Source organism: Thalassovita litoralis (assembly GCF_900182725.1).
GTDB lineage: Bacteria > Pseudomonadota > Alphaproteobacteria > Rhodobacterales > Rhodobacteraceae > Thalassobius > Thalassobius litoralis.
On sequence record NZ_FXTO01000020.1, the window covers coordinates 1 to 22,811 of the forward strand.

Here is a 22,811-nt window from a genome sequence, read left to right on the forward strand (position 1 = left end):
GGCGGCGGGTCGCCACCCGATATGACCGCTGCCCCGAAGTCTTCCTCTCGGCCATCGCTCTCGCCGCAACAGTCATGTTTTGGTTATGAGTCCTGCGCCTAAGCAATCTGCACCTCTACAGGTTATCAAAACCGAAAATCGCAGGTTTCAGGCTCAAGTCTGCGAATTTTGTTTTATGAAATCAACAGCGCAACTGTTGACGCAAAAGTGAACCAAGAGTAGCCTTTTGACAGATATTTCCCTTTGGAAGGGAGAGTGCCATGCTTCGCTCTTTCCTGACGACTTTTATTCTTCTGACTTTTGGTGCCGCATATCCTGCGACCGCAGGTCAGCTTTGTGACCACAGAAATACCGGCATTATTGAAATAATCGTCGGCACCCGGAATGCAGGGCAAACCCAACGCATTGCTTATCGGCTCAGCGGCACGGGTGTTTTGTCTGCGGCAAGCTGGACCGACCAAAATCAACTGACCGGCGTTTCTAAAACCATTAAATTAGGTGTGGGGAACTTTGATCAGGCAATCGCCGATCTGAAAGATTTGAAATCGTCACCGCCGCCATCCTATGCGGACGGCACGATCCCGACACCCCCGAATCTGACGGTCGAACTTGCACTGGCGAACGGTCCGGGGTCCGTGCGTTTTGTATTGCGCACAGATATGCCCGCCGTGGTTCAGGCGCTTTTGACCGATTGGAAGATTGCCGCGCCATTATACAGGCCAAAGCGCGGCACATACGTCTGGACGATTCCGGGGCCGCACAACCCCGGCCCGTCAGATTTGACCGTCACACCCCAAAATTGCGGGGACGGTTTGGCAAAAACGGTGGCAAGCGGCGTTTCCAGCACGTCCATCGTGATACCGGCCCCGGTCGGTATCGAAAATTATTTGGCAAAGGGCAGTTCGGCACGCTCGCGGTTTATCGCGTATCTGCCGGGTGATTTCGCATATTTCGGCGTCCTCGCATCAGGCTGAGTTAAAGCGCCTGAACATCGTGAAGAAGGACACGATTTATTTTCGGGGAACCTAAAAAGGTGGAGGAAATTGTAAAAATGAAGCGTTTAAGACATCGTATTGCCAATGTTCTGGGCACAACCGGCCTGGTCTGCTTGGCAGTTCAACCAGCCTTGGCAGGGTCAAGCTGGCTTTCATCCGTAACTATGGAAGGCGGCGGTAAAATCGCCCCCGCCGGTACTGGGGCCGCAGCGGAAATTATCAGCCGCGCCACCAGCGCATCTTCCGTATTCAACATCTCTATCTCGTTGGAAGAAAACCCAACCGGGGATGACGACTACACCGCTGATCCCGGCGCAGCCGACGACGCTCAAAATAAGTTCGAAAAGAAAATCGAAGAATTTGCCGACGCTGTGTTCCAGATGACCAACAGCAAACACAAAATCGGCACCGTGACGATTTTCCGGCAAGGCAAGCAAGCCAATAACGCCGATGTGCAGTGGAAAGAAAACTGCCCCAGCGATGCAGGGCCGCGCGCCAATCCCAGCGGCTTTGGCGTTTCCGGCAAGCGGATTTATTTCTGCACCAACTGGGATGGCGCACCGTCATTGATGGACACCCCCAAAGGCGCGGGCTTTACGCTGGCTCACGAATGGGGGCACTACGCCTATGGCCTGTATGACGAATATGTAGCCAACTGCGGCCAAAACCCGGAAACCAACTGTCCGATTTGGCTGCCCCGGTCTACAGACACACCGTCTTCACCGTCCATCATGCACATGCAATGGAATGCGGCCGTGGCGGGTGGCGATCAGGACTGGCTGGAGTTTTCGACCGCAGACGTTGAGCCGTATAAAACAACGGCGGATGGCGACGACAAAAACGCCCACGCCCGGACTTTTGGTGAAAACGCCTGAGCCACGCTGACACGCAGCCCAACAACGGACCCGCGTCATGCATTCCTGCCGTCGCGGACCCAGTACACCAATCTGGTTGCCCCGACCGGCGCGGATAAAACCGTCAGTGACGACGAAAGCACCGCCCGCAGCGAATTGAAAATCGTTTGGGCAGGCAATCAGGTGGCGGAACTGATGATCGACACGTCAGGGTCGATGTCCGGCACACCGATGAACAACGCCAAAACCGCTGGCAGCCTGCTGGTTGGGCAACTGACCCCCGGTGAAAATGCCGTGGGCGTTGGCCGCTTCACCAGCTCGGCCAGTCAGGTCTTTGCCATCACCGATATTCCCGATCCGGATACGGGTGTGCGCGCAGCAGCCCAATCGGCGATTTCAGCCTTTGTGGCCAGCGGCGGCACCAATATCGAAGGGGCAGCCCTGACGGCATTGGCACAGGTTCAGGGCTTCCAAGGCGGCACGCGTCCTTCGGTTGTATATCTGTTGACCGACGGCCAAAGCAGCGTGAACGTCGCGAATGTGGTCAACCAGTACACCGCAGCGAAGGTGCCGCTGATTACCTTTGGCTTCGGCTCCAGCGTGGATACGGCGCTGTTGCAATCGCTGGCCAATGGCACTGGCGGGCAATATTTCTTCTCGCCCACCAGTCTGGCAGCGATCCAACAGGCGTTTATCGCAGCGAATGCCGCGTTCTCGTCCAGTGTTGTGGTGTCATCGGGGACTGCCCCCGCAGCCCCCAGCACGACCGAGGTTCGCACGATCCCGCTGGATAGCACCATGGCCACTGCCGCGATCAACGTGACCTATGGACTGGCCGAAGCAGACGTATCGCTGCGCCTGCTGGACAGCACCGGCGCGGATACGGGGCTGACCTTTACCTGTAACGCCACCTCGGAAGTGTCCTGCGACACCGAAGTGGACGTGTCCACATTGGGCGCGGGCGATTACGGGCTGGAGATCACCAACAACACCGCAGGCGCCAAGGATGTTTCGGTTCTGGTTTCGGGGTCGCCTTCGACCTTCGAGAACTATGACATCGCGGTTCAGTTCGACAATGCCAACTACCCGGCATCGTTCGGCATTCAGGCGACTGTCAGCGCCGGTGCAGCCCTGACCGGGCTGGACGTGGTTGCCCGCGTCACCAAGCCCGACAATTCAACCGTGGATATTCCGCTGCTGGACGATGGCCGCAATGGCGACTTGAATGCCGATGACGGAACGTATTCGGCCGATGTCGCCTATGACATGGACGGCACCTATACTGCGGTTGTGACGGCATCGAACGCGGCGGGCAATGCACAAACCACGTTCAATTCGGTTGCGATTGCCGTAGGCGAGGACGGGAATGGCATCACCCCAACCCCAACCAATGTGACCGAGAACTTCACCCGGACCGGCGTGGCGAATGCTGTCGTCGCCGGGATGGCCGCAGACGATCACAGCGATGATCCGACCGTTCCGGGGGCTTGCACCGCATTCACGGACGATAACGTGGATGTTGTGGGCCGGATTGATGCAGCCGGGGATGTCGATTGCTTCTTCTTCACCCCGACCGCAACCTCTGACGATCTGATCGCACGTATCACATCACTGCGTATGGATATGGAGCCGGTCATCCGGGTCTATGACCCGACCGGCACGACCGAATTGCTGATGGCCGATCTGGCAACCAGCGAAAACGACAAATCGGGCGTGATCGTCACTATTCCGGCAGGATCGCTGGATGCAGCCGGGCATGTCGTCACGATCGAACATTCCGATGCCGCAGCCACCGCTGGCGGATATGCTCTGTCCGTTGGGGCCAAATTGGTTTCGGATGAACCTGCACAGGAAGCCGAAGAAGAAGACACTGGTGGGGCCGTGGGCCCGCTGGGCCTGCTGTTCGCGGCCTTGCTGGCAGCCGTTGGCCTGCGTCAACGTCGCCGCTTTGTCTGATCCAAGCGTTTAACACAAGAAGGGGCGGCAGAACATTTTGCCGCCCCTTTTCCTTGGCCGCTGAAATGGCGAAATACGCCCGCAATCCATTTACAGGGTCACGCCTGTCCCTCTTTCAGGGCGGTGTGCCCAGCGTCAGACAGATCATAAATTCCGGTCGCAACCTTCTGAAACCAGCCATAGTGATTTAACCGCATCAAAGTGGTGGCCTTCGGAGCATCGGCCCCCTTTGCGACATCAGCCCCCTTGGACGCACCGGACACCGCCAGAAAGGCGGCGCAGCGCAGTGCTTCTTGCCGATAGGACGTAATGATCCCCCGCCGCACGGCGCCTCCCTGATTTGGATCCCCCTGCCGACGTTCAAATTCCGACATCAATGAAACCTGACGCCGTTTCACCTTGCGCGGCAGGAACGGGGCCGGGTCATGGTGAACCTGCACTTCGCCAGCGAGGGACACAGTAATCACCCCCAGACCCAGCCGTTTGCACAGCCCCAAATTGCCCTTGAACGCACGCCACCCGGCTTTGCCCTTCCAGCGTGGAACCGCAACATAGACCTGATCCGTCACCGCTTGCCGGGCCACGGCCTGTTGCAGCAATGTCAGCGAAAACCCGGTTTTCAGTTCAACAATCACCGGCGGTTCATCCGCCCGCACCGCCACAACATCCGCCGCGCCAATTTCCGCTTTCACGGCATACCCGCACCCTTCGAAAAAGGTTTTCACCGGGGCATACAGATCGGTTTCAACAGGTTTGCTCATGGCAGTGGTGTAGCGGCAAACCCCGGCAACACCAATAGGCCGCACCATCATGCCGCAGCGCGGCACGGACAGGTGACAAACGCCCACCGGATGCGTATAAGGCCCGCAAAACAACCTTTCTCGAATAGGAATCCCCATGACCATTCAGGTTTTCGGCCATAAATCCCCCGACACCGACTCGACCGGATCGCCCATTGTCTGGGCATGGTATCTGAACGAGATCAAAGGCGTGGCCGCAGCCCCGAAACTGCTGGGCGAACCCAACACCGAAGCGCTGTTTGTGCTGGACCGCTGGAAGCTGGAAAAGCCCGAAATCATCAGCGGCGTTGCGGCAGACACCCCCGTCGTGATCGTGGACACCAACAATCCTGCGGAATTGCCCGAAGGCATCAATGACGCCGACATTCAGGCCATCATCGACCATCACAAACTGGTTGGCGGTCTGGAAACCAAAGGCCCGATTGACATCACCATCCGCCCGCTGGCCTGCACCGCGACCATCATGGTTGACCTGATGGGCGAAGCTGCCGCCAAAATGCCCGACGCCATCAAAGGCGCGGCGCTAAGCTGCATCATCTCGGACACGCTGGAATTCCGCTCGCCCACCACAACCGACCGGGATCGCGAAGTCGTGGAATCGCTGGCGGCTGACCTGGGCGTGAACGTGGCCGATTATGCGGCTGAAATGTTCGCTGCCAAATCTGACGTTTCGGCCTTTTCCGATGCTGAACTGATCCGCATGGATTCGAAAGAATACGAAGTGGGCGGCAAGAAATTCCGCGTTTCGGTTCTGGAAACCACCGCACCGCAAATCCCGCTGGACCGCAAAGACAGCCTGATGGACAGCTTCAAATCCGTCGCCGCCGAGGATGGCGTGGACGAGGTTCTGCTGTTCGTCGTCGACATCATCCGCGAAGAAGCAACGCTGCTGGTGCCGAACGATCTGGTGAAAACGCTGGCCGAAAAATCCTTTGGCGCGACCGTGTCGGGCGATACCGTGGTCCTGCCCGGTGTCATGAGTCGGAAAAAACAGATCATTCCGAACCTGAAACTCTGATTGACTATCAATCGAATTGGAAGCGCCCCGGACGATCCGGGGCGTTTTCGTTTTCATGCTTTGCAAGGCTTTGATAAGAATATAAAAACTCTCTTGGTGGGGCTGCGTTCCGCGAATACCAACCAAGGACACAACAATGACGAAACTTCTCTTCCTCGCCGCGCTGGTTTTGCCGGTTGCTGGGTGCAATACATGGACCCAAACCAATATTGACCGCACCACCAAAAGCATCCCCGTCAGCGAAGCGCAGGTGCAACACGTCAGCTTGTCCTCGGCACCGTTCAATCCAGCACGGCAAGAGAAACTGGCGGACCTGGATGTGGCCGTGAATAAAACCACCGCATTCCCCCCCAACCCAACCGTCGAAGCGGTTGAGGCGAAGCTGCGCGAAGATGCCGCCAAACTGGGCGCGACGGCCGTGGTGGACGTAAAAATTTCCGACGTAAAAATCAGCGCGTTCAGCTGGGGAACCCGCACGGGAACCGGGATCGCTGTAAAGGCGAAATAAACGCCACACGCTCTTTTCGGGGGCCCACCGTTGTCCCGCAAGTGCGCGGTTAAATGAACGTGGTTTGCCCATTGGACGGGTTTCCCCCGGTTCTGGCGGTTTTATGCTGCGGTGGGCTGTGGACGTGGTAGACAGGCGGAAGTTTACGTTCAGCCCCCGAAAGGCCCATAATGACCCAGATCATCACCGCCCTGTCCGAGGTTTCCAACCGCTATGATGCCCTGTTCGTGGATCTGTGGGGCTGTGTGCATGACGGGGTAAAGGCCCTGCCCGATGCCGTCGCCGCATTGCAGGACTATCGCCGCAAGGGCGGAATCGTGGTGCTGGTCACGAATTCACCAAAACCCCGCAAGGGCGTTGAAGCCCAGTTGAAGCTGTTCGGCGTGGCCGAAGATGCGTGGGACACGATTGCCACCTCGGGCGACAGTGCGCGGTCCGCCATGTTCCGGGGTGTGGTCGGGCAAAAGGTGTTTTTCATGGGTGAATGGGACCGAGACGAGGAATTTTTCACCCCGCTGAAGCTGCTGGACGATCCGCTGGAAATTGCTCTGGTCGATCTGGACGAGGCCGAGGGGATCGTCTGCTGTGGCCCGTTCGACCCGATGGCGGACCCGTCCGATCTGCGGCCCCAATTGCTATATGCCAAGCAAAAAGGCCTGAAACTGCTGTGCGCCAACCCCGATATTGTCGTCGACCGGGGCGAGGTGCGCGAATGGTGCGCCGGGGCCGTGGCGCGGCTGTATACGGACATGGGCGGCGAAAGCCTGTATTTCGGGAAACCCCATCCGCCGATCTATGATCTGGCACGGCGGCGGCTGTATGCGCTGGGGCATGTCATTCCCGACAGCAATATTCTGGCCATTGGTGACGGCATCCAGACCGATGTCAAAGGGGCGATGGGAGAGGATATTGATTCCCTGTTCATCAGTGGCGGCTTGGCCCGTGCCGATACAAAAACCACGGTTCAGCCAGACCCAGAAGCGCTAAACACCTATCTGCAAAGAGAAATGTCCGCGCCAACCTATACGATAGGACAATTGCGATAAGTCAGAAAATGCTTGATTTTCTGCATCTGCAAAGTAATAAAGTTGCCAGCATGACGCCTTGGGCGTCCTAAAATTACTCACCGGACCAAATCGGAGGGTCTAATGTTGGATAACTTGCCGCGCGGAACGATCTGCATCGAAGACATCGAAATGGGGATGATGCGTTATGTACGCAAAGTCGTCACCGATGAAGATATTGAAATGTTCGCCAAAGTATCGACGGACCACAACCCCGTGCATCTGGATGACAGCTATGCGCAGGACACGATTTTTGAAGGGCGGATCGCGCATGGAATGCTGACTGCCGGGCTGGTGTCGGCCGTGATCGGCGAACAGCTTCCGGGGCATGGCACGATCTATATGGGGCAGACCCTGAAATTTCTGGCCCCGGTACGCCCCGGCGATACCGTCACCGCCGAAGTCGAGGTGATCGGCATCGACATCGCCAAGCGCCGCGTGCAACTGGATTGCCGCTGTCTGGTCGGCGGCAAAAAGGTGCTGGTGGGCGAAGCCACCGTTCTTGCCCCATCACGCAAGTTCGACTGACCGTTTCAATTTTGTCAGCACAGCTTTTTTCAGCGCCGCACCGCAAGGTCGCGGCGCTTCGCTTCTTGCACCGCAGTGAAATGGGCGCTACGCCTGCGCCATGCGTATCATCCGTGACTATACCTATGTGAATGACGTGGACCGGGGTGCCTCGGTCGCCATTGGGAATTTCGATGGCGTCCATATCGGGCATCAGGCCGTAATTGAAATTGCCCGCAAGGCTGGCAAGGCGATTGGCGCACCGCTGGGCGTCATGACCTTTGAACCACACCCCCGGCAGTATTTCGCCCCCAACGCCCCGGCGTTTCGCCTGATGAGCCGCGAAGCCAAGGCACATCGGTTGGAAAAGCTGGGCGTAGATCGTGTGTATGAGCTGAATTTCAACGCCGCCCTGTCCGGGCTGACGCCCGAGGAATTTGCCCAAAAGGTGATCGTGCAGGGGCTGGGGCTGGCGCATGTCGTGGTTGGCGCGGATTTCTGTTTTGGCAAGGGCCGTGCCGGATCGGTCGAGGATCTGAAACGCTTTGGCGCGGAAATGGGATTTGGCGTCACAGTGGCCGAACTGATCGAAGGCGATACGGGCGAGGTATCCTCGACCGCGATCCGCGAGGCATTGAGCGAAGGCCGCCCGCGCGATGCCGCCGCGATGCTGGGCCATTGGCACCGGATCGAAGGCCCGGTCATCGGGGGCGATCAGCGGGGCCGTGAATTGGGCTATCCCACCACGAACATGTCACTGGAAGGACTGCATCAGCCCAAATTCGGGGTCTATGCGGTGCTGGTGGACGTGCTGTCCGGCCCGCACAAGGGGCGGTATCACGGGGCTGCATCGCTGGGGGTGCGCCCGATGTTCAATGGCGAGGTTCCCAATCTGGAAACCTTTATCTTTGATTTCACGGGTGATTTGTATGGCACCCACCTGTCAATCGGGTTGGTGGACTATCTGCGCCCCGAAATGAAATTCGATGGGTTGGAAGGGCTGATTGCCCAGATGGATCAGGATTGCGCCAAGGCCCGCGATATTCTGGCCGCGCTATGACCACGCTGCGCCCACGGTTTTGGGAAACCGTCCCGCCCGAAAAAATGACCCATGCAGAATGGGAAGCTCTGTGCGATGGCTGCGGCAAATGCTGCCTGAACAAGCTGGAGGACGAGGACACTGGCGTGGTCGTCCTGACGCGTGTGGCCTGCCGCCTGCTGGACGATGCGACCTGTCGGTGTTCACAATACCCGATCCGCCATCAGTTCGTGCCGGAATGTATTGTGCTGAAACCCGGCAACATGGAACAAAACCTGTATTGGATGCCGGAAACCTGCGCCTATAAGCTGCTGTGGAACCGGGAACCGCTGTTTAGCTGGCACCCGCTGATTTCCGGCGATCCGGACAGCGTACATCGCGCTGGCGTGTCGGTGCAGGGCATGACCGTTCCGGAATATGAAATCGACGAAGACGATTGGGAAGATCATATCATCGAGGAGCCAGTCTGATGTTTTTCGCCTCTGATAATGCCGGTCCGGTACATCCGAAAATCATCGAAGCCCTAGCGCAGGCCAATCAGGGGTATGCGCTGGGTTATGGCAATGATCCGCAAATGGCGCAGGTGCGGCAGCAAATCCGCGACCTTTTCGAAGCCCCTGACGCAGCGGTCTATCTGGTGGCAACCGGAACGGCGGCCAATTCACTGGCCCTGGCAACGCTGTGCCAGCCGTGGCAAACCGTGTTCTGTTCCCCCGTCGCGCATATCCACGAGGATGAATGCAACGCCCCTGAATTTTATTCCGGGGGCGCAAAGCTGACGCTGGTGGGCGATCAGGACAAAATGACACCCGACACCCTGCGCCAGACCATCCTGAACGAAGAAGTCCGCGGCGTGCATGGTCCGCAGCGCGGCCCGGTGTCGATCACGCAGGTAACGGAACGCGGGCAGGTTTACACACTGGACGAACTGCACGCGCTGACCAGCGTAGCACAGGAATTCGGCCTGCCAGTGTTCATGGATGGCGCCCGGTTTGCCAACGCGCTGGACGCATTGGGATGCAGCCCGGCAGACATGACATGGAAGGCCGGAGTAGACGCCGTCAGCTTTGGCGGCACGAAAAACGGCTGTATGGGGGTCGAAGCAGTGATCCTGTTCGATCCGGCCAAAGCGTGGGAATTTGAACTGCGCCGCAAACGCGGGGCGCATCTGTTTTCCAAGCATCGCTATCTGTCGGCGCAAATGCTGGGCTATCTGGCGGATGGGTTGTGGCTGCAAACGGCCCGCGCGGCCAATGCCACCTGCACCCGACTGGCCGAAGGACTACGCGAACTTCCCGGTGTAGCCCTGCTATACCCGCCGCAAGCGAATATGATTTTCGCGGACATGCCCCGCGCGCTGCACCAACGCCTGCACGATGCAGGCGCGGTGTATTACATTACGCGCGGCACGTTGGCGGGCGATGACCCTGATGAGCTGCTGACCGCCCGGTTTGTCTGCGACTGGTCGCTGGGGGCCGATCAGGTGGATGCGTTTCTGGCTGCGGCCCGCGATTAAGCGGGCACGCCTGCCGGAACGGTTTCCAGAAATTCGCGGATCAATGCGCCCACCTGTTGCGGGTGGGTGATGGGCAGCATATGGCCGCTATCGGGCAGGATTTCGCGCCGTGCATCGGGCAGACGCCGTTGCAGTCCTTCGTTCACCAGCCCCAGAATTTCCGGCGATTTCGCGCCTTCCAGCAGCAGGGTCGGGAACGGGATTTTTTCCAGATTACCCGAACGCAGCATGTAGCCGGAATCTTCCTCGACCGCGGGGCGGGCCGAAATAATTGCCCCAAAACGTTTGGTCATATTGGCCCGCATCTGCTCCGGCAGGCTGTCCCACGGCATATCCGCGTCCCCCCACAACCCATTGAAGGCCTGCGCGGCAGCAGTCATATCACCCCGCGCCATAGCATCCAATTGCGGTTTTTCGCGGTCGTGATGGCGCTGTTTCAGCCCCGGCACGTCAGCAAAGGCAACGGCAAAGAACACGGGTTCGATCAGCGTCAGCGACCGCACCAGATGCGGGTGTTCAATCGCCAGACGCAACGCAACGGTGCCACCAAAGGAATGCCCGATCACGTCAACCGGCCCATCCGGGAAATCGGCGGCCATTGCGGTGGTCACGGCCTGAATATCATCGCGGTTATCCCAGTCTTCGCTGCGGCCATGACCGGGGATGTCGAACGCCGTCATATGCAGCATATCGGACAATTCCCCCGCCAGCGCGGTCCATGCGCCGGAATGCGACAGGGAACAGTGAATCATCAGGGCTTCGCGCGGGCCGTGGCCAAATTCGCGCCAGAATGTCGGGTATCCCCCGCGCAGTTCCTTGGGCATAGGTTATAGTTTTCCTTCGAGATGCAAATCGAGGTCTTCCAGACTGTCCTGACCCCAAAATTTCTGTCCGCCGTCTGTGACATAAAACGGAGAGCCAAACACCCCCTGAGATACCGCATCTTCCAGATTGCGGGCATATGTCTCGGCCCCGACCAGCAGACCGCTGTCCGTCAGGGATGGATCAAAACCTGCGGCGGTCAGGCAGTCCTTTAGCACCGCATCATCGGAAATGTCGCGCTCTTCCACCCAAGAGGCGCGCAAAATGCCGTGGCACAATGCGCCCATATCCCCGCCCCCCGCCTTTTGGGCGGCGATAATCGCATAAGACGACGGCGCGGCATTCACCGGCCAATGCGCGGGCTTCATGTTCAGTGGCATTCCCAGCTTCTTTGCGGTGCGGGGCAACACCTGTGCGCGGTAATCGGTGCGCGATGGATGACGCTGCCCCACGGGTAGCCCCCCGGTACGGGGGAATGCCGCCATCAGATCAAAAGGTTTATAGGTGATACTTGTGCCGTGACGCTGCGCAATTTGTTCCGCGCGAGTGCCAGCCAGATAGGCATAAGGCGAAAGCGTCGAAAAATAGTAATCAATATGTGGCATATATGCCCCTTCCCCATGTGCATAGCTTTGCCTGACGGTAACGAGGTGATAATCGGTGTCAACATCACGAATCTGTCATGCCGAACACCTTGGGGAACCACTCTCATGGCCAATCTCAACGAACCGAAACTGATTTCCGGGAATGCCAATATGCCATTGGCAAAATCCATCGCCCGCCGCATGTCCATTCACCGGGGCATGAACATCGGACTGGTCGATGCTCGCATTGAACGTTTCAACGATCAGGAAATCTTTGTCGAGGTTTACGAAAACGTCCGTGGCGAGGATATGTTTATCATTCAGCCCACCTCGAACCCGGCGAATGACAACCTGATGGAGCTGCTGATTATGGCAGACGCGCTGCGCCGGTCCTCGGCTGCGCGGATCACGGCGGTCATCCCCTATTTCGGCTATGCCCGACAGGACCGCCGCACCAAGGCGCGCACCCCGATCAGCGCCAAGCTGGTTGCCAATATGCTGGTCGAAGCCGGTATCGAACGTATCCTGACCCTGGATTTGCACGCCGCGCAAATTCAGGGTTTTTTCGATATTCCGGTGGATAACCTGTACGCCAGCCCGGTCTTCGCGCTGGACATCAAAGCCCAGTTCGAGGGCTGCCTGGAAGACGTAATGGTGGTGTCGCCCGATGTCGGCGGCGTGGCCCGCGCACGCGAACTGGCGAAACGGATCAACGCGCCCCTGTCCATCGTCGACAAACGCCGCGAAAAACCCGGCGAAGTCGCGGAAATGACCGTGATCGGGAATGTTCAGGGCAAGAAATGTATCATCGTGGATGACATGTGCGACACTGCGGGCACCCTTTGCAAAGCCGCTGAAATCCTGATGGAACACGGTGCGACCGAGGTGCATTCCTATATCTCGCACGGGGTTCTGTCCGGTCCGGCTGTGGAACGCATCACCAATTCCGTAATGAAATCTCTGGTCATCACCGATTCCATTCAGGCAACCCCCGCAGTGCAGGCAACGCCGAACATTCGCATCCTGCCGACCGCGCCGATGTTCGCGCAGGCGATCCTGAACATCTGGAACGGCACCAGCGTGTCGTCGCTGTTTGAAACCGAAACACTGGAACCGATTTACGAGGGGCAGTTCAAAGGCTGATCCCCCCGCCAACAAGTTTCAAAGGCCCGCTATCATGGCGGGCCTTTTGCGTTTCAGACGTCCCACATATCATCGTCCGGGGCCGCGCCAATCGCCAGCCAGCTTGCCCGCGCTCGGGCCACACGGGTATTCCCCCATGTGCGGAACACGATTTCAAACCCTTTGCGGGTGATCTTGTCCACGGTCAGATCACAGCGGACATTGGTGGCATAATCCACATCCCACAGCGAAATTCCGCAATGCACCGCAGGCGGCGCGGCAAATGGGGTATCGAACTGCACCTTGGTTCGGCGCTCGCGGCTGCCTTGTTCGGTCCACATTGGACCGCCGGTCGAATAATCCTCGAAAAGATCAGTGTTGCCCTGCGCCACGGCGACAAGGCTGGAATTCAATGGCTTCATATAACTTGCGCGTCTGATTTTCTTATGTGCAACACACAGTCTTGCCGCAGCCCCTTGGTTGCGCAAGGAAAAAGGCCCCGAAAATCGGGGCCTTTTCCTGTTTCTTCACGTTCCGGGAACGGTTCAGAAGTTGGACACGTTCGGGTCCAGCCCGATATGCGTACCCATCGCGACCATGTCGGCCAGCAGCTTGGCTGCATCGTCGACCGGGCCGGGTTCGTTTTTGAACACTTCTTTCGCCTGCACCAACGCGTCCGAGGCCGCCTTGAGCATCTCGTTCAGATGCTCTTGGGTGATCTCGGTGCGCGGGATGGCGCGCTCCGCCAGAACCGAGATACCGTCAGCCGTGATTTCGGCGAAACCGCCGGTCACAACATATTCGGCCTCGCCTTCCGGCCCCGTCACCCGCAGAACACCGGGGCGCAGGGTGGTGATGGTCGGGGCGTGACCGGCCATTGCCGTCATATCCCCGTCCGCACCCGGAATTTGAACCTGTTCGGCCTTAAGCGAAGCAAGGCTCCGCTCGGGGCTGACCAGATCGAATTGCACAGTCTCAGCCATTTGGGCCCTCCTTAGGCGGCCTCAGCTGCCATCTTCTCGGCTTTTGCGATCACTTCGTCGATGCCGCCAACCATGTAGAAGGCTGCCTCGGGCAGGTGGTCGTATTCGCCAGCCACAACGGCCTTGAACGAAGAAATCGTGTCTTCCAGCGGAACCTGAACACCGTCCGAGCCAGTGAACACTTTTGCCACGTCGAAGGGCTGCGACAGGAAGCGCTGAATCTTACGCGCACGCTGCACGGTCAGTTTGTCTTCTTCCGACAGTTCGTCCATGCCAAGGATGGCGATGATGTCTTGCAGCGACTTGTAGCGTTGCAGGATACCCTGAACGTCACGAGCCACTTGGTAATGCTCATCACCGATCACGGCCGGGTCCAGCAGACGCGAGGACGAGTCCAGCGGGTCCACAGCGGGGTAAATCCCCAGTTCCGAAATCGCACGCGACAGAACGGTGGTTGCGTCCAAGTGAGCAAAGGTCGTTGCCGGTGCCGGGTCGGTAAGGTCATCCGCAGGCACATACACGGCCTGAATCGAGGTGATCGAACCGGATTTGGTCGACGTAATACGTTCCTGCATCGCGCCCATGTCGGTTGCCAGCGTCGGCTGGTAGCCCACTGCGGACGGGATACGGCCCAGAAGTGCCGACACCTCGGAACCTGCCTGCGTGAAGCGGAAGATGTTGTCCACGAAGAACAGAACGTCGGTCCCGGACTGGTCACGGAACTGTTCTGCCAGCGTCAGGCCGGTCAGAGCAACACGCGCACGTGCCCCCGGAGGTTCGTTCATCTGACCGTAAACCAGAGCAACCTGCGATTCTTCCAGATTGTCGGGCTTAATAACGTTGGATTCGATCATTTCGTGGTACAGGTCGTTCCCTTCACGGGTCCGTTCACCAACACCTGCGAACACCGAGAAACCCGAGTGCACTTTTGCGATGTTGTTGATCAGTTCCATGATCAGAACGGTTTTGCCCACGCCGGCACCGCCGAACAGTCCAATCTTACCACCCTTCGAGTAGGGGGCCAGCAGGTCGATCACCTTGATGCCGGTGACGAGGATTTCCGATTCCGTCGACTGTTCGTTGAACTCGGGGGCGGGCTGGTGGATCGCGCGGGTTTCAGTCGCGTTCACCGGGCCTTTTTCGTCCACGGGTTCGCCCACAACGTTCAGGATGCGGCCCAGAGTGGCGTTACCAACCGGCACCGAGATCGGGCCGCCGGTGTCTTCCACTTTCTGACCGCGAACCAGACCTTCGGTTGCGTCCATTGCGATGGTACGAACGGTGTTTTCACCAAGGTGCTGGGCAACTTCCAGAACCAGTTTCTTCCCGTTGTTTTCGGTGTTCAGTGCGTTGAGGATCTCCGGCAGGTGATCTTCGAACTGCACGTCCACAACGGCGCCGATCACCTGAGTGATTTTGCCTTTTGCGTTTGCCATGTGTCGTATCTCCGGTTCTTAGAGCGCTTCGGCGCCCGAGATGATTTCAATAAGCTCGTTGGTGATCACGGCCTGACGCGAGCGGTTAAACTCGATGGTCAGTCGATCAATCATGTCACCCGCGTTCCGTGTCGCGTTGTCCATTGCGGACATACGCGCGCCCTGTTCGGATGCCGCATTTTCCAGCAGAGCCGAGAAAATCTGGGTTGCGACACCACGCGGCAGCAGGTCGGCCAGAATGGCCTCTTCGTCCGGTTCGTAATCGTAGAGGGTTGCGGCTGCGTCAGCCTCGACCTCGTCGAATTTTGCCGGAATGATCTGCTGCGCCGTCGGGATCTGGCTGATCACCGACTGGAAGCGGTTGTAGAAGATCGTTGCCACGTCGAATTCACCCGCATCAAAGCGGTTGAGCAGGTCACGCGCGATGTTCTGCGCATTGACGTAACCGACGTTTTTCACCTCGGACAGGTCCACATGACCGACGGACAATTCGCCCAGATCACGTTTCAGCTGTTCACGGCCTTTCTTCCCGACGGTCAGAATTTTGACCGTCTTGCCCTGCGCCAACAGCTCTTGAGCTTTGGAGCGGGCCAGTTTCACGATGGTGCTGTTGAAGCCGCCACACAGGCCGCGTTCAGCAGTCATGACCACCAGCAGATGCACCTTGTCGCTGCCTGTACCGCTGAGCAGCTTCGGCGCACTGTCCGAACCGCCCACCGATGCGGCCAGCCCACCCAGAACGGCATTGAACCGTTCTGCGTAGGGACGACCGGCTTCGGCAGCATCCTGCGCGCGGCGAAGTTTCGCCGCGGCAACCATCTGCATGGCCTTGGTGATCTTCCGAGTGTTTTTCACACTCTCGATCCGATTTTTAAGGTCCTTAAGACTCGGCATCGCCTCGTCCCCCCTTAAGCGAAGTCAGCTGCGTATTCGTCGATCGCGGCTTTCAGTTTGTCCTCGGCGTCGCCCTTGATTTTGGGGTCTTCCTTGGTCAGCCATGCCAGCAGATCGGCATGTTTGCCACGCAGGTGCGACAGCAGACCTGCCTCGAAACGGCCAACTTCACGTACCGGCACTTTGTCCAGATAGCCGTTGGTGCCTGCGTAGATCACGCAAACGATTTCGGCGTTGGTCAGCGGCGAATACTGCGGCTGTTTCATCAGCTCGGTCAGACGCGCACCACGGTTCAGCAGGCGCTGCGTTGCGGCGTCCAGATCGGAACCGAACTGAGCGAAGGCCGCCATTTCGCGGTACTGAGCCAGCGACAGTTTCACCGGACCAGCAACCGATTTCATCGCGTTGGTCTGAGCCGACGAACCCACACGCGACACCGACAGACCAGTATTCACAGCAGGACGGATACCTTGGTAGAACAGTTCGGTTTCCAAGAAGATCTGACCGTCGGTGATCGAGATCACGTTGGTCGGAATAAACGCGGACACGTCACCACCCTGAGTTTCGATAACGGGCAGCGCGGTCAGCGAGCCTGCACCGTGATCTTCGTTCAGCTTTGCCGAACGTTCCAGCAGGCGGGAGTGCAGATAGAACACGTCACCCGGATATGCTTCACGTCCCGGCGGACGACGCAGCAGCAGCGACATCTGACGATAGGCCACAGCCTGTTTCGACAGGTCATCATAGATGATCAGGGCGTGACGGCCATTGTCGCGGAAGTATTCTGCCATCGCGGTTGCGGCATAGGGGGCCAGGAACTGCATCGGCGCAGGGTCCGAAGCGGTAGCAGCCACAACGATGGAGTATTCCATCGCGCCGTTTTCTTCCAGCTTCTTCACCAGCTGGGCAACGGTCGAACGTTTCTGACCAACAGCAACGTACACACAATACAGTTTCTTCGACTCGTCGTCGCCTGCTGCATCGTTGTACGATTTCTGGTTCAGCATGGTGTCCAGAGCAATCGCAGTTTTACCCGTCTGACGGTCGCCGATGATCAGTTCGCGCTGGCCACGGCCAACGGGGATCATGGCGTCAACCGACTTCAGGCCGGTTGCCATCGGTTCGTGAACCGATTTACGGGGGATAATGCCGGGGGCTTTTACGTCCGCGATGCGGCGTTCCGAGGCAGCGATCGGGCCTTTGCCGTCGATCGGGTTACCCAGACCGTCAACAACGCGACCCAGCAGAGCTTCGCCTGCGGGTACGTCCACGATGGCGTTGGTACGCTTCACCGTGTCGCCTTCTTTAATGTCACGGTCCGAACCGAAGATCACAACACCGACGTTGTCGTTTTCCAGGTTCAGCGCCATGCCCATGATGCTGCCCGGAAATTCGACCATTTCACCGGCCTGAATGTTGTCGAGGCCGTACACACGGGCAATACCGTCACCGACGGATAGCACGCGGCCAACCTCGGCCACTTCGGCTTCCTGACCGAAGTTTTTGATCTGGTCCTTCAGGATCGCAGAAATCTCTGCAGCTTGGATACCCATTTATCCGACCTCTTTCATTGCATTCTGGAGGGAATTCAGCTTGGCACGGATCGACGTGTCGATCATCTTCGAGCCGACTTTTACAACAAGACCGCCGATAAGGTTTTCATCGACGGCCGCATTAATCTTCACGGTTTTGCCCACACGTTCGGAGAGGGTTTTCGCCAGTTTCTCCGATTGGGTCTTGGTCAGCGCCTTGGCGCTGGTCACTTCGGCGGTCACTTCGCCTTTTTCTTCTGCGATCAGCGCTTGCAGCGCGGTCAGCAGCGCAGGCACCACGAACAGACGGCGTTTTTGTGCCATGACGCTCAGGCCGTTTTTCAGGACGGGCATCAGGCCCATCTTGGCGGCGATGGCGGCAATGGCTGCACCTTGTTCATCACGGGAAATCACCGGCGACGCAATCACCGACGACAGATCGGCGCTGTCGGCCAGAGCAGCGCCCAGATCGTTCACATTGGCTTCCAGATCGCTCAGAGCATTGCTCTCTTTCGCAATCTCGAAGATGGCGGTGGCATAGCGCGCGGCAATGCCAGAGGAGATCGAAGCTGGTTCGGACACGTCCACCCTTCCGACTATTTTGGCCCTGTCCGAAATCCCGATGATTCCGGTTAGGGGCGTTTAGACCCTTGATTTGCGTCAAAGTATCGAAATCGGCGTGGGTGTAGCAGAGCAATTCACACCTAGCAACCTGCTATGACGCCCCAGTATACAATTGAATACCATTGGTTTTCAATTAGTTAACACATCTGCGACCGTTTGCACCTGTTTTTCAGATGCATTTTTTTCGACATTTAGGGCGATTTCGCAACGCTTCGGGCAAAGACCGGGCAATCCGTTATCGCTATCAAGCGGGCATCTTGTAGATGACGTTACGCAAATGGTGCGATTTCACGGCTTCGTGACAGGGATTCGCACCCTTTGCGACTGACATCATTCCAAGCCGGATTCGCCGCATAAAACCGCGAAAACGGGCCGCAATGGCAGCATGATCCGGCGGGATTTTCGCCGCAATCCAGATCACTAAGCCATGTCATTTGCGCATAGCTTGGGCGGCGCGCCCTGCATTCCTGCGCCACCCCGTCAGGCAGGCTTGGGTTTCTGCGCGGGGCTGGGGGCCAGAACCGACAGCGGCTTGCGCACGGCCTCTTTCAGGCCCGGCCCACTTGGGGCATGAACACGTTTGGACGCTTCCACCATAATCACACCGCCCGCCACCACCACGGACAGGTTCGCGCCCAGCTTTTCCCACAGATCCCCTGTCTTGCGCCAGAACCGCCGATGCGAAGGCGGCTGATACAAGGTGGTCGCGGTACGTTCTGGCATGAAATGGTGACGCTTTAGCTGGGTTTCCAACTGGCCGAATGTATAAGGCCGCCCAAACCCAAAAGGCGTGCGATCGCTGCGCGACCACAGCCCAGCCCGGTTGGGAACGATAAACATCACCTTTCCCCCCGGTCCCAGCACGCGAAAGCATTCCTCTAACAGCGCCGTGGGTTGTTCGCTGGTTTCCAGCCCGTGCAATACGATCAGCCGATCCACATGGCCGGTTTCAATGGGCCACATGGTTTCCTCGCATAATACGGACAGATTGGGCAGCCCCGCAGGCCACGGCATCACCCCTTGCGGCCCCGGCATCAGCGCAGTCACACGCCGCGCCTGATCTATATAGGGCCGCAACAACGGGACCGCGAAGCCGAACCCCACCACCGTCTGACCATGCGCTTCGGGCCATAGCGCCAAAAGCTGATCCCGCACGGCCTTTTGCGCGGCCCGCCCCAGCGTGCTGCGATAATAAAAATTGCGCAGGTCTTGCACATCAAGATGCATTGCAGCCAGCCCTGTGTTCTGCCTAGTCTGGGTCACAATAGCGAACAGCAAAGGAAAAACCATGCCCCTTGAGCTTGTCACCATTCCGTGCCTTTCGGATAACTACGCTTTCCTGATCCATGACGCGGAAACGGGCGAAACGGCGCTGGTGGATGTCCCCGAGGCCGGACCGATCAAAGCGGAACTGGCCAGACGGGGTTGGGTGCTGTCGCATGTCTTGCTGACCCACCACCATTGGGATCATGTGGACGGGCTGGCCGATCTGCTGGTGGACCACCCCGCGCAGGTGATCGGAGCGGCGGCGGACGCCCATCGCCTGCCCCCGCTGGATCAGGCCGTTGCCGAAGGGGACAGCATCACCATTGGCGGCGAAACCGCCCAGATTTTTGACGTATCCGGCCACACCGTTGGACATATCGCGTTCTATTTCCCTGACAGCAAATTGCTGTTTACCGCCGATAGCCTGATGGCCTTGGGCTGTGGCCGTCTGTTCGAGGGAACACCGGATCAGATGTTTGACAGCCTGTCAAAGCTGGCGGCCCTGCCCGGTGACACCACGGTCTGTTCCGGCCATGAATATACCCTGTCGAACGCAAAATTCGCGCTTACCGTTGACCCGGACAATTCTGCGCTTATCTCTCGGGTGCAGGCCGTGCAGACGGCCCGCGACGCAGGCCAGCCCACAGTGCCTACCTCCCTTACCGAAGAACTGGCGACTAACCCGTTTCTGCGGGGCCATACCGAAGGCGTTCAGAAAGCCGTAAATATGGTGGGTGCCGACCCCGCCCAAGTCTTTGCCGAAGTCCGCAAGCGCAAGGACAACTTCTAGGGGCAAAGCCGCCCAGCCAAACAGCAGCCCCCGGCATTGTGAAAGAAAATAAACAAAAAACACTTGAAGCCGGGCGCGTATCGACCAAACTTTAATGTTATGAGGCCAAGGCTGGATAAACACCGCCGTTTGTCCGGCCCAGATCAGGAAGGAGCACACCGTGCCTTCATTCTCGAACACGCTTGAACAGGCAATCCATGCGGCGCTGGCCTTGGCCAATGCCCGCCGACACGAATTCGCAACGCTAGAGCATCTGCTGCTGGCATTGATTGACGAACCCGACGCGCTGCGCGTGCTAAAGGCGTGTTCGGTCGATACCGAAGAATTGCGCACCACGCTGGTGGAATTCGTCGACGAAGATTTATCCAACCTTGTGACCGACATCGACGGGTCCGAAGCCGTGCCAACCGCCGCATTCCAGCGGGTGATTCAGCGCGCCGCGATCCATGTGCAATCATCCGGCCGGACCGAAGTAACCGGGGCGAATGTGTTGGTTGCCATCTTTGCCGAACGCGAATCCAACGCGGCCTATTTCCTGCAAGAACAGGACATGACCCGCTATGACGCGGTGAATTTCATCGCGCATGGGGTGGCAAAGAACCCCGCCTTTGGGGAACAGCGCCCGATCATGGGTGCCGACGAAGAAGAACCCCATCGGGAAACATCCGCCGCGCAGGACACAGTTGAACAAAAGGAATCCGCGCTTGGCAAATATTGCGTGGACCTGAACGCCAAGGCGATGAAGGGCGATGTAGACCCGCTGATCGGGCGCGATTCCGAAGTGGAACGCTGCATTCAGGTGCTATGCCGCCGCCGCAAGAACAACCCGCTGTTGGTGGGTGATCCCGGCGTGGGCAAAACCGCCATCGCCGAAGGGCTGGCCCGCAAGATCATACAGGGTGAAACCCCCGAAGTGCTGTCAAAAACCACGATCTATTCGCTGGACATGGGCGCATTGCTGGCTGGCACCCGCTATCGTGGTGATTTCGAGGAACGACTGAAAGCAGTCGTGACGGAACTGGAAGACCACCCTGACGCCGTGCTGTTCATCGACGAAATCCATACGGTAATCGGCGCCGGGGCGACCTCGGGCGGGGCGATGGATGCGTCCAACCTGCTGAAACCTGCGTTGCAGGGCGGCAAACTGCGCTGCATGGGATCGACCACATATAAGGAATTCCGCCAGCATTTTGAAAAGGACCGCGCCCTGTCCCGCCGGTTCCAGAAAATCGACGTGTCCGAACCCACAGTCGAAGATTCGATCAAAATCCTGAAAGGACTGAAACCTTATTTCGAGGAACACCACAGTGTGCGCTACACCGCTGATGCGATCAAGACCGCGGTCGAACTGTCTGCGCGTTATATCAATGACCGCAAACTACCGGACAAAGCGATTGATGTGATCGACGAAGCCGGGGCCGCGCAACATCTGGTGGCGGAATCCAAGCGGCGCAAAACCATCGGCCCGAAAGAAATCGAAGAGGTCGTCGCCAAAATCGCCCGCATCCCCCCGAAAAACGTTTCCAAGGACGATGCAGAGGTTTTGAAAGATCTGGAGGCCAGCCTGAAACGCGTGGTCTTTGGCCAGAACGCCGCGATCGAAGCGCTGTCCGGCGCGATCAAACTGGCCCGCGCGGGCCTGCGCGAACCGGAAAAACCCATCGGGAACTACCTGTTCGCCGGTCCCACCGGCGTGGGCAAGACCGAGGTGGCAAAACAACTGGCGGATACGCTGGGTGTGGAACTGCTGCGGTTCGATATGTCCGAATACATGGAAAAACACGCCGTCAGCCGCTTGATCGGCGCGCCTCCCGGCTATGTCGGGTTCGATCAGGGCGGCATGTTGACGGACGGCGTGGATCAGCACCCCCATTGTGTGCTGCTGCTGGACGAAATGGAAAAGGCCCACCCCGACGTCTACAACATCCTGTTGCAGGTGATGGATCACGGGAAGCTGACCGATCACAACGGGCGCACGGTGGATTTCCGCAATGTGATCCTGATCATGACCTCGAACGCGGGGGCAGCCGAACAGGCCAAGGCGGCCATCGGGTTTGGCCGCGACCGGCGCGAGGGCGAGGATACCGCCGCCATCGAACGCACCTTTACCCCCGAATTCCGCAACCGTCTGGATGCTGTGATCAGCTTCCAACCCTTGCCGAAAGAGGTGATCCTGCAGGTGGTCGAAAAGTTCGTGCTGCAACTGGAAGCACAACTGATGGATCGGAATGTTCATATCGAACTGACCCGCCCCGCCGCCGAATGGCTGGCCGACAAAGGGTATGACAGCAAAATGGGCGCACGCCCGCTGGGCCGTGTCATTCAGGAACACATCAAAAAACCGCTGGCCGAAGAGTTACTGTTCGGCAAGCTGGCCAAGGGTGGTGTCGTCCGCGTTGCCGTGCAGAATGATAAGATCGACCTGCAAATCGAAGGTCCGAGCCAGAAACGCCTGTCTGGTGACAAACCGCCGCTGCTGACCGCAGAATGATGCGTCTGGC

General features: G+C 58.3%; 23 protein-coding genes and 1 pseudogene. 14 read left to right on the top strand and 10 right to left on the bottom strand.

The features are described 5' to 3' along the window. From FN828_RS13770 to FN828_RS13785, 4 genes and pseudogenes are all read left to right on the top strand, one after another. Positions 1–89, top strand: a pseudogene (locus tag FN828_RS13770) (IS5/IS1182 family transposase); the annotation flags it as partial. A gap of 171 nt (positions 90–260) precedes the next feature. Continuing rightward, complete coding sequence (locus FN828_RS13775; protein ID WP_142494055.1) at positions 261–974, top strand: hypothetical protein; 714 nt, start codon at positions 261–263, stop codon at positions 972–974. A 77-nt stretch (positions 975–1,051) separates the two neighbouring features. Then, the gene (locus FN828_RS13780; protein ID WP_142494056.1) at positions 1,052–1,870 is read left to right on the top strand and encodes a hypothetical protein; all 819 of its coding nucleotides are present in this window, start codon (positions 1,052–1,054) and stop codon (positions 1,868–1,870) included. Between the two features lie 174 nt (positions 1,871–2,044). Beyond that, entirely contained in the window at positions 2,045–3,805 is a 1,761-nt protein-coding gene (locus FN828_RS13785) for a VWA domain-containing protein (RefSeq protein WP_185959022.1), read from the top strand. 98 nt (positions 3,806–3,903) lie between these two features. Here the strand turns inward: FN828_RS13785 and FN828_RS13790 are convergent, their stop codons facing one another. Beyond that, entirely contained in the window at positions 3,904–4,566 is a 663-nt protein-coding gene (locus FN828_RS13790) for a DUF2161 domain-containing phosphodiesterase (RefSeq protein WP_142494108.1), read from the bottom strand. 136 nt (positions 4,567–4,702) lie between these two features. On the opposite strand from FN828_RS13790, the gene FN828_RS13795 reads away from it, so the two are divergent. The 7 genes from FN828_RS13795 (at position 4,703) to FN828_RS13825 (ending at position 10,257) form a co-directional block, all read left to right on the top strand. Beyond that, a complete protein-coding gene (locus FN828_RS13795; RefSeq protein WP_142494058.1) occupies positions 4,703–5,623 on the top strand; it encodes a manganese-dependent inorganic pyrophosphatase in 921 nt (306 codons plus the stop codon). A gap of 136 nt (positions 5,624–5,759) precedes the next feature. Continuing rightward, positions 5,760–6,131 (top strand): hypothetical protein, encoded by a 372-nt coding sequence (locus tag FN828_RS13800; RefSeq protein WP_142494059.1) that lies wholly within the window; start codon positions 5,760–5,762, stop codon positions 6,129–6,131. A 170-nt stretch (positions 6,132–6,301) separates the two neighbouring features. Continuing rightward, the gene (locus tag FN828_RS13805; RefSeq protein ID WP_142494060.1) at positions 6,302–7,177 is read left to right on the top strand and encodes a TIGR01459 family HAD-type hydrolase; all 876 of its coding nucleotides are present in this window, start codon (positions 6,302–6,304) and stop codon (positions 7,175–7,177) included. A 102-nt stretch (positions 7,178–7,279) separates the two neighbouring features. Beyond that, the gene (locus FN828_RS13810) at positions 7,280–7,723 is read left to right on the top strand and encodes a MaoC family dehydratase (protein WP_142494061.1); all 444 of its coding nucleotides are present in this window, start codon (positions 7,280–7,282) and stop codon (positions 7,721–7,723) included. 100 nt (positions 7,724–7,823) lie between these two features. After that, on the top strand, positions 7,824–8,762 hold the full coding sequence (locus FN828_RS13815) for a bifunctional riboflavin kinase/FAD synthetase (protein ID WP_142494062.1): 939 nt from the start codon (positions 7,824–7,826) through the stop codon (positions 8,760–8,762). Next, positions 8,759–9,211 (top strand): YcgN family cysteine cluster protein, encoded by a 453-nt coding sequence (locus FN828_RS13820; protein ID WP_142494063.1) that lies wholly within the window; start codon positions 8,759–8,761, stop codon positions 9,209–9,211. Before FN828_RS13815 ends, FN828_RS13820 begins: the two co-directional genes overlap by 4 nt. Continuing rightward, positions 9,211–10,257 (top strand): threonine aldolase family protein, encoded by a 1,047-nt coding sequence (locus tag FN828_RS13825; RefSeq protein WP_142494064.1) that lies wholly within the window; start codon positions 9,211–9,213, stop codon positions 10,255–10,257. Before FN828_RS13820 ends, FN828_RS13825 begins: the two co-directional genes overlap by 1 nt. Here FN828_RS13825 and FN828_RS13830 read toward each other — a convergent pair. Together FN828_RS13830 and FN828_RS13835 are read right to left on the bottom strand one after the other, a co-directional pair. After that, positions 10,254–11,081 (bottom strand): alpha/beta fold hydrolase, encoded by an 828-nt coding sequence (locus FN828_RS13830; RefSeq protein ID WP_142494065.1) that lies wholly within the window; start codon positions 11,079–11,081, stop codon positions 10,254–10,256. The two genes, FN828_RS13825 and FN828_RS13830, sit on opposite strands and share 4 nt — an antisense overlap. A 3-nt stretch (positions 11,082–11,084) precedes the next feature. After that, positions 11,085–11,684 (bottom strand): 2-hydroxychromene-2-carboxylate isomerase, encoded by a 600-nt coding sequence (locus FN828_RS13835; protein WP_142494066.1) that lies wholly within the window; start codon positions 11,682–11,684, stop codon positions 11,085–11,087. 105 nt (positions 11,685–11,789) lie between these two features. Here FN828_RS13835 and FN828_RS13840 point away from each other — a divergent pair, with 105 nt between their 5' ends. Beyond that, positions 11,790–12,806, top strand: a complete 1,017-nt coding sequence (locus tag FN828_RS13840; RefSeq protein ID WP_142494067.1) for a ribose-phosphate pyrophosphokinase — start codon at positions 11,790–11,792, stop codon at positions 12,804–12,806. A 53-nt stretch (positions 12,807–12,859) separates the two neighbouring features. On the opposite strand, the gene FN828_RS13845 is transcribed toward FN828_RS13840, so the two are convergent. The 7 genes from FN828_RS13845 to FN828_RS13875 form a co-directional block, all read right to left on the bottom strand. Beyond that, positions 12,860–13,207 carry an H-type lectin domain-containing protein gene (locus FN828_RS13845; protein WP_142494068.1) on the bottom strand — a complete coding sequence of 116 codons (348 nt, stop codon included), beginning with the start codon at positions 13,205–13,207 and terminating at the stop codon, positions 12,860–12,862. 123 nt (positions 13,208–13,330) lie between these two features. Continuing rightward, the gene (locus tag FN828_RS13850; RefSeq protein WP_142494069.1) at positions 13,331–13,768 is read right to left on the bottom strand and encodes a F0F1 ATP synthase subunit epsilon; all 438 of its coding nucleotides are present in this window, start codon (positions 13,766–13,768) and stop codon (positions 13,331–13,333) included. 11 nt (positions 13,769–13,779) lie between these two features. Further along, positions 13,780–15,204 carry a F0F1 ATP synthase subunit beta gene (atpD, locus tag FN828_RS13855; RefSeq protein ID WP_142494070.1) on the bottom strand — a complete coding sequence of 475 codons (1,425 nt, stop codon included), beginning with the start codon at positions 15,202–15,204 and terminating at the stop codon, positions 13,780–13,782. Positions 15,205–15,222: 18 nt separating this feature from the next. Beyond that, positions 15,223–16,098, bottom strand: coding sequence for a F0F1 ATP synthase subunit gamma (locus tag FN828_RS13860; RefSeq protein WP_142494071.1), 876 nt, complete (start codon positions 16,096–16,098; stop codon positions 15,223–15,225). Between the two features lie 14 nt (positions 16,099–16,112). Further along, positions 16,113–17,651, bottom strand: coding sequence for a F0F1 ATP synthase subunit alpha (gene atpA, locus FN828_RS13865; RefSeq protein ID WP_142494072.1), 1,539 nt, complete (start codon positions 17,649–17,651; stop codon positions 16,113–16,115). After that, positions 17,652–18,212: a F0F1 ATP synthase subunit delta gene (locus tag FN828_RS13870; RefSeq protein ID WP_142494073.1), complete on the bottom strand. Its 561-nt coding sequence runs from the start codon at positions 18,210–18,212 to the stop codon at positions 17,652–17,654. It lies immediately after the preceding gene. A 522-nt stretch (positions 18,213–18,734) separates the two neighbouring features. Then, positions 18,735–19,481 (bottom strand): class I SAM-dependent methyltransferase, encoded by a 747-nt coding sequence (locus FN828_RS13875; RefSeq protein WP_142494074.1) that lies wholly within the window; start codon positions 19,479–19,481, stop codon positions 18,735–18,737. Positions 19,482–19,542: 61 nt separating this feature from the next. On the opposite strand from FN828_RS13875, the gene gloB reads away from it, so the two are divergent. Next, on the top strand, positions 19,543–20,310 hold the full coding sequence (gene gloB, locus FN828_RS13880; RefSeq protein WP_142494075.1) for a hydroxyacylglutathione hydrolase: 768 nt from the start codon (positions 19,543–19,545) through the stop codon (positions 20,308–20,310). A gap of 160 nt (positions 20,311–20,470) precedes the next feature. Then, complete coding sequence (clpA, locus tag FN828_RS13885; protein ID WP_142494076.1) at positions 20,471–22,801, top strand: ATP-dependent Clp protease ATP-binding subunit ClpA; 2,331 nt, start codon at positions 20,471–20,473, stop codon at positions 22,799–22,801. The last annotated feature ends 10 nt before the right edge of the window (positions 22,802–22,811 follow it).

Excerpts from the sequence above, each read along its gene's own strand:
- FN828_RS13840 (WP_142494067.1), top strand. The coding sequence starts at position 11,790 with ATGGCCAATCTCAACGAACCGAAACTGATTTCCGGGAATGCCAATATG.
- FN828_RS13815 (WP_142494062.1), top strand. The coding sequence starts at position 7,824 with ATGCGTATCATCCGTGACTATACCTATGTGAATGACGTGGACCGGGGT.
- atpD (WP_142494070.1), bottom strand. The coding sequence starts at position 15,204 with ATGGCAAACGCAAAAGGCAAAATCACTCAGGTGATCGGCGCCGTTGTG.
- FN828_RS13830 (WP_142494065.1), bottom strand. The coding sequence starts at position 11,081 with ATGCCCAAGGAACTGCGCGGGGGATACCCGACATTCTGGCGCGAATTT.
- FN828_RS13805 (WP_142494060.1), top strand. The coding sequence starts at position 6,302 with ATGACCCAGATCATCACCGCCCTGTCCGAGGTTTCCAACCGCTATGAT.
- FN828_RS13780 (WP_142494056.1), top strand. The coding sequence starts at position 1,052 with ATGAAGCGTTTAAGACATCGTATTGCCAATGTTCTGGGCACAACCGGC.
- FN828_RS13860 (WP_142494071.1), bottom strand. The coding sequence starts at position 16,098 with ATGCCGAGTCTTAAGGACCTTAAAAATCGGATCGAGAGTGTGAAAAAC.
- FN828_RS13800 (WP_142494059.1), top strand. The coding sequence starts at position 5,760 with ATGACGAAACTTCTCTTCCTCGCCGCGCTGGTTTTGCCGGTTGCTGGG.
- FN828_RS13790 (WP_142494108.1), bottom strand. The coding sequence starts at position 4,566 with ATGAGCAAACCTGTTGAAACCGATCTGTATGCCCCGGTGAAAACCTTT.
- FN828_RS13825 (WP_142494064.1), top strand. The coding sequence starts at position 9,211 with ATGTTTTTCGCCTCTGATAATGCCGGTCCGGTACATCCGAAAATCATC.
- FN828_RS13785 (WP_185959022.1), top strand. The coding sequence starts at position 2,045 with ATGATCGACACGTCAGGGTCGATGTCCGGCACACCGATGAACAACGCC.
- FN828_RS13795 (WP_142494058.1), top strand. The coding sequence starts at position 4,703 with ATGACCATTCAGGTTTTCGGCCATAAATCCCCCGACACCGACTCGACC.
- atpA (WP_142494072.1), bottom strand. The coding sequence starts at position 17,651 with ATGGGTATCCAAGCTGCAGAGATTTCTGCGATCCTGAAGGACCAGATC.
- FN828_RS13845 (WP_142494068.1), bottom strand. The coding sequence starts at position 13,207 with ATGAAGCCATTGAATTCCAGCCTTGTCGCCGTGGCGCAGGGCAACACT.
- FN828_RS13775 (WP_142494055.1), top strand. The coding sequence starts at position 261 with ATGCTTCGCTCTTTCCTGACGACTTTTATTCTTCTGACTTTTGGTGCC.
- FN828_RS13875 (WP_142494074.1), bottom strand. The coding sequence starts at position 19,481 with ATGCATCTTGATGTGCAAGACCTGCGCAATTTTTATTATCGCAGCACG.
- FN828_RS13820 (WP_142494063.1), top strand. The coding sequence starts at position 8,759 with ATGACCACGCTGCGCCCACGGTTTTGGGAAACCGTCCCGCCCGAAAAA.
- gloB (WP_142494075.1), top strand. The coding sequence starts at position 19,543 with ATGCCCCTTGAGCTTGTCACCATTCCGTGCCTTTCGGATAACTACGCT.
- FN828_RS13850 (WP_142494069.1), bottom strand. The coding sequence starts at position 13,768 with ATGGCTGAGACTGTGCAATTCGATCTGGTCAGCCCCGAGCGGAGCCTT.
- FN828_RS13835 (WP_142494066.1), bottom strand. The coding sequence starts at position 11,684 with ATGCCACATATTGATTACTATTTTTCGACGCTTTCGCCTTATGCCTAT.
- FN828_RS13810 (WP_142494061.1), top strand. The coding sequence starts at position 7,280 with ATGTTGGATAACTTGCCGCGCGGAACGATCTGCATCGAAGACATCGAA.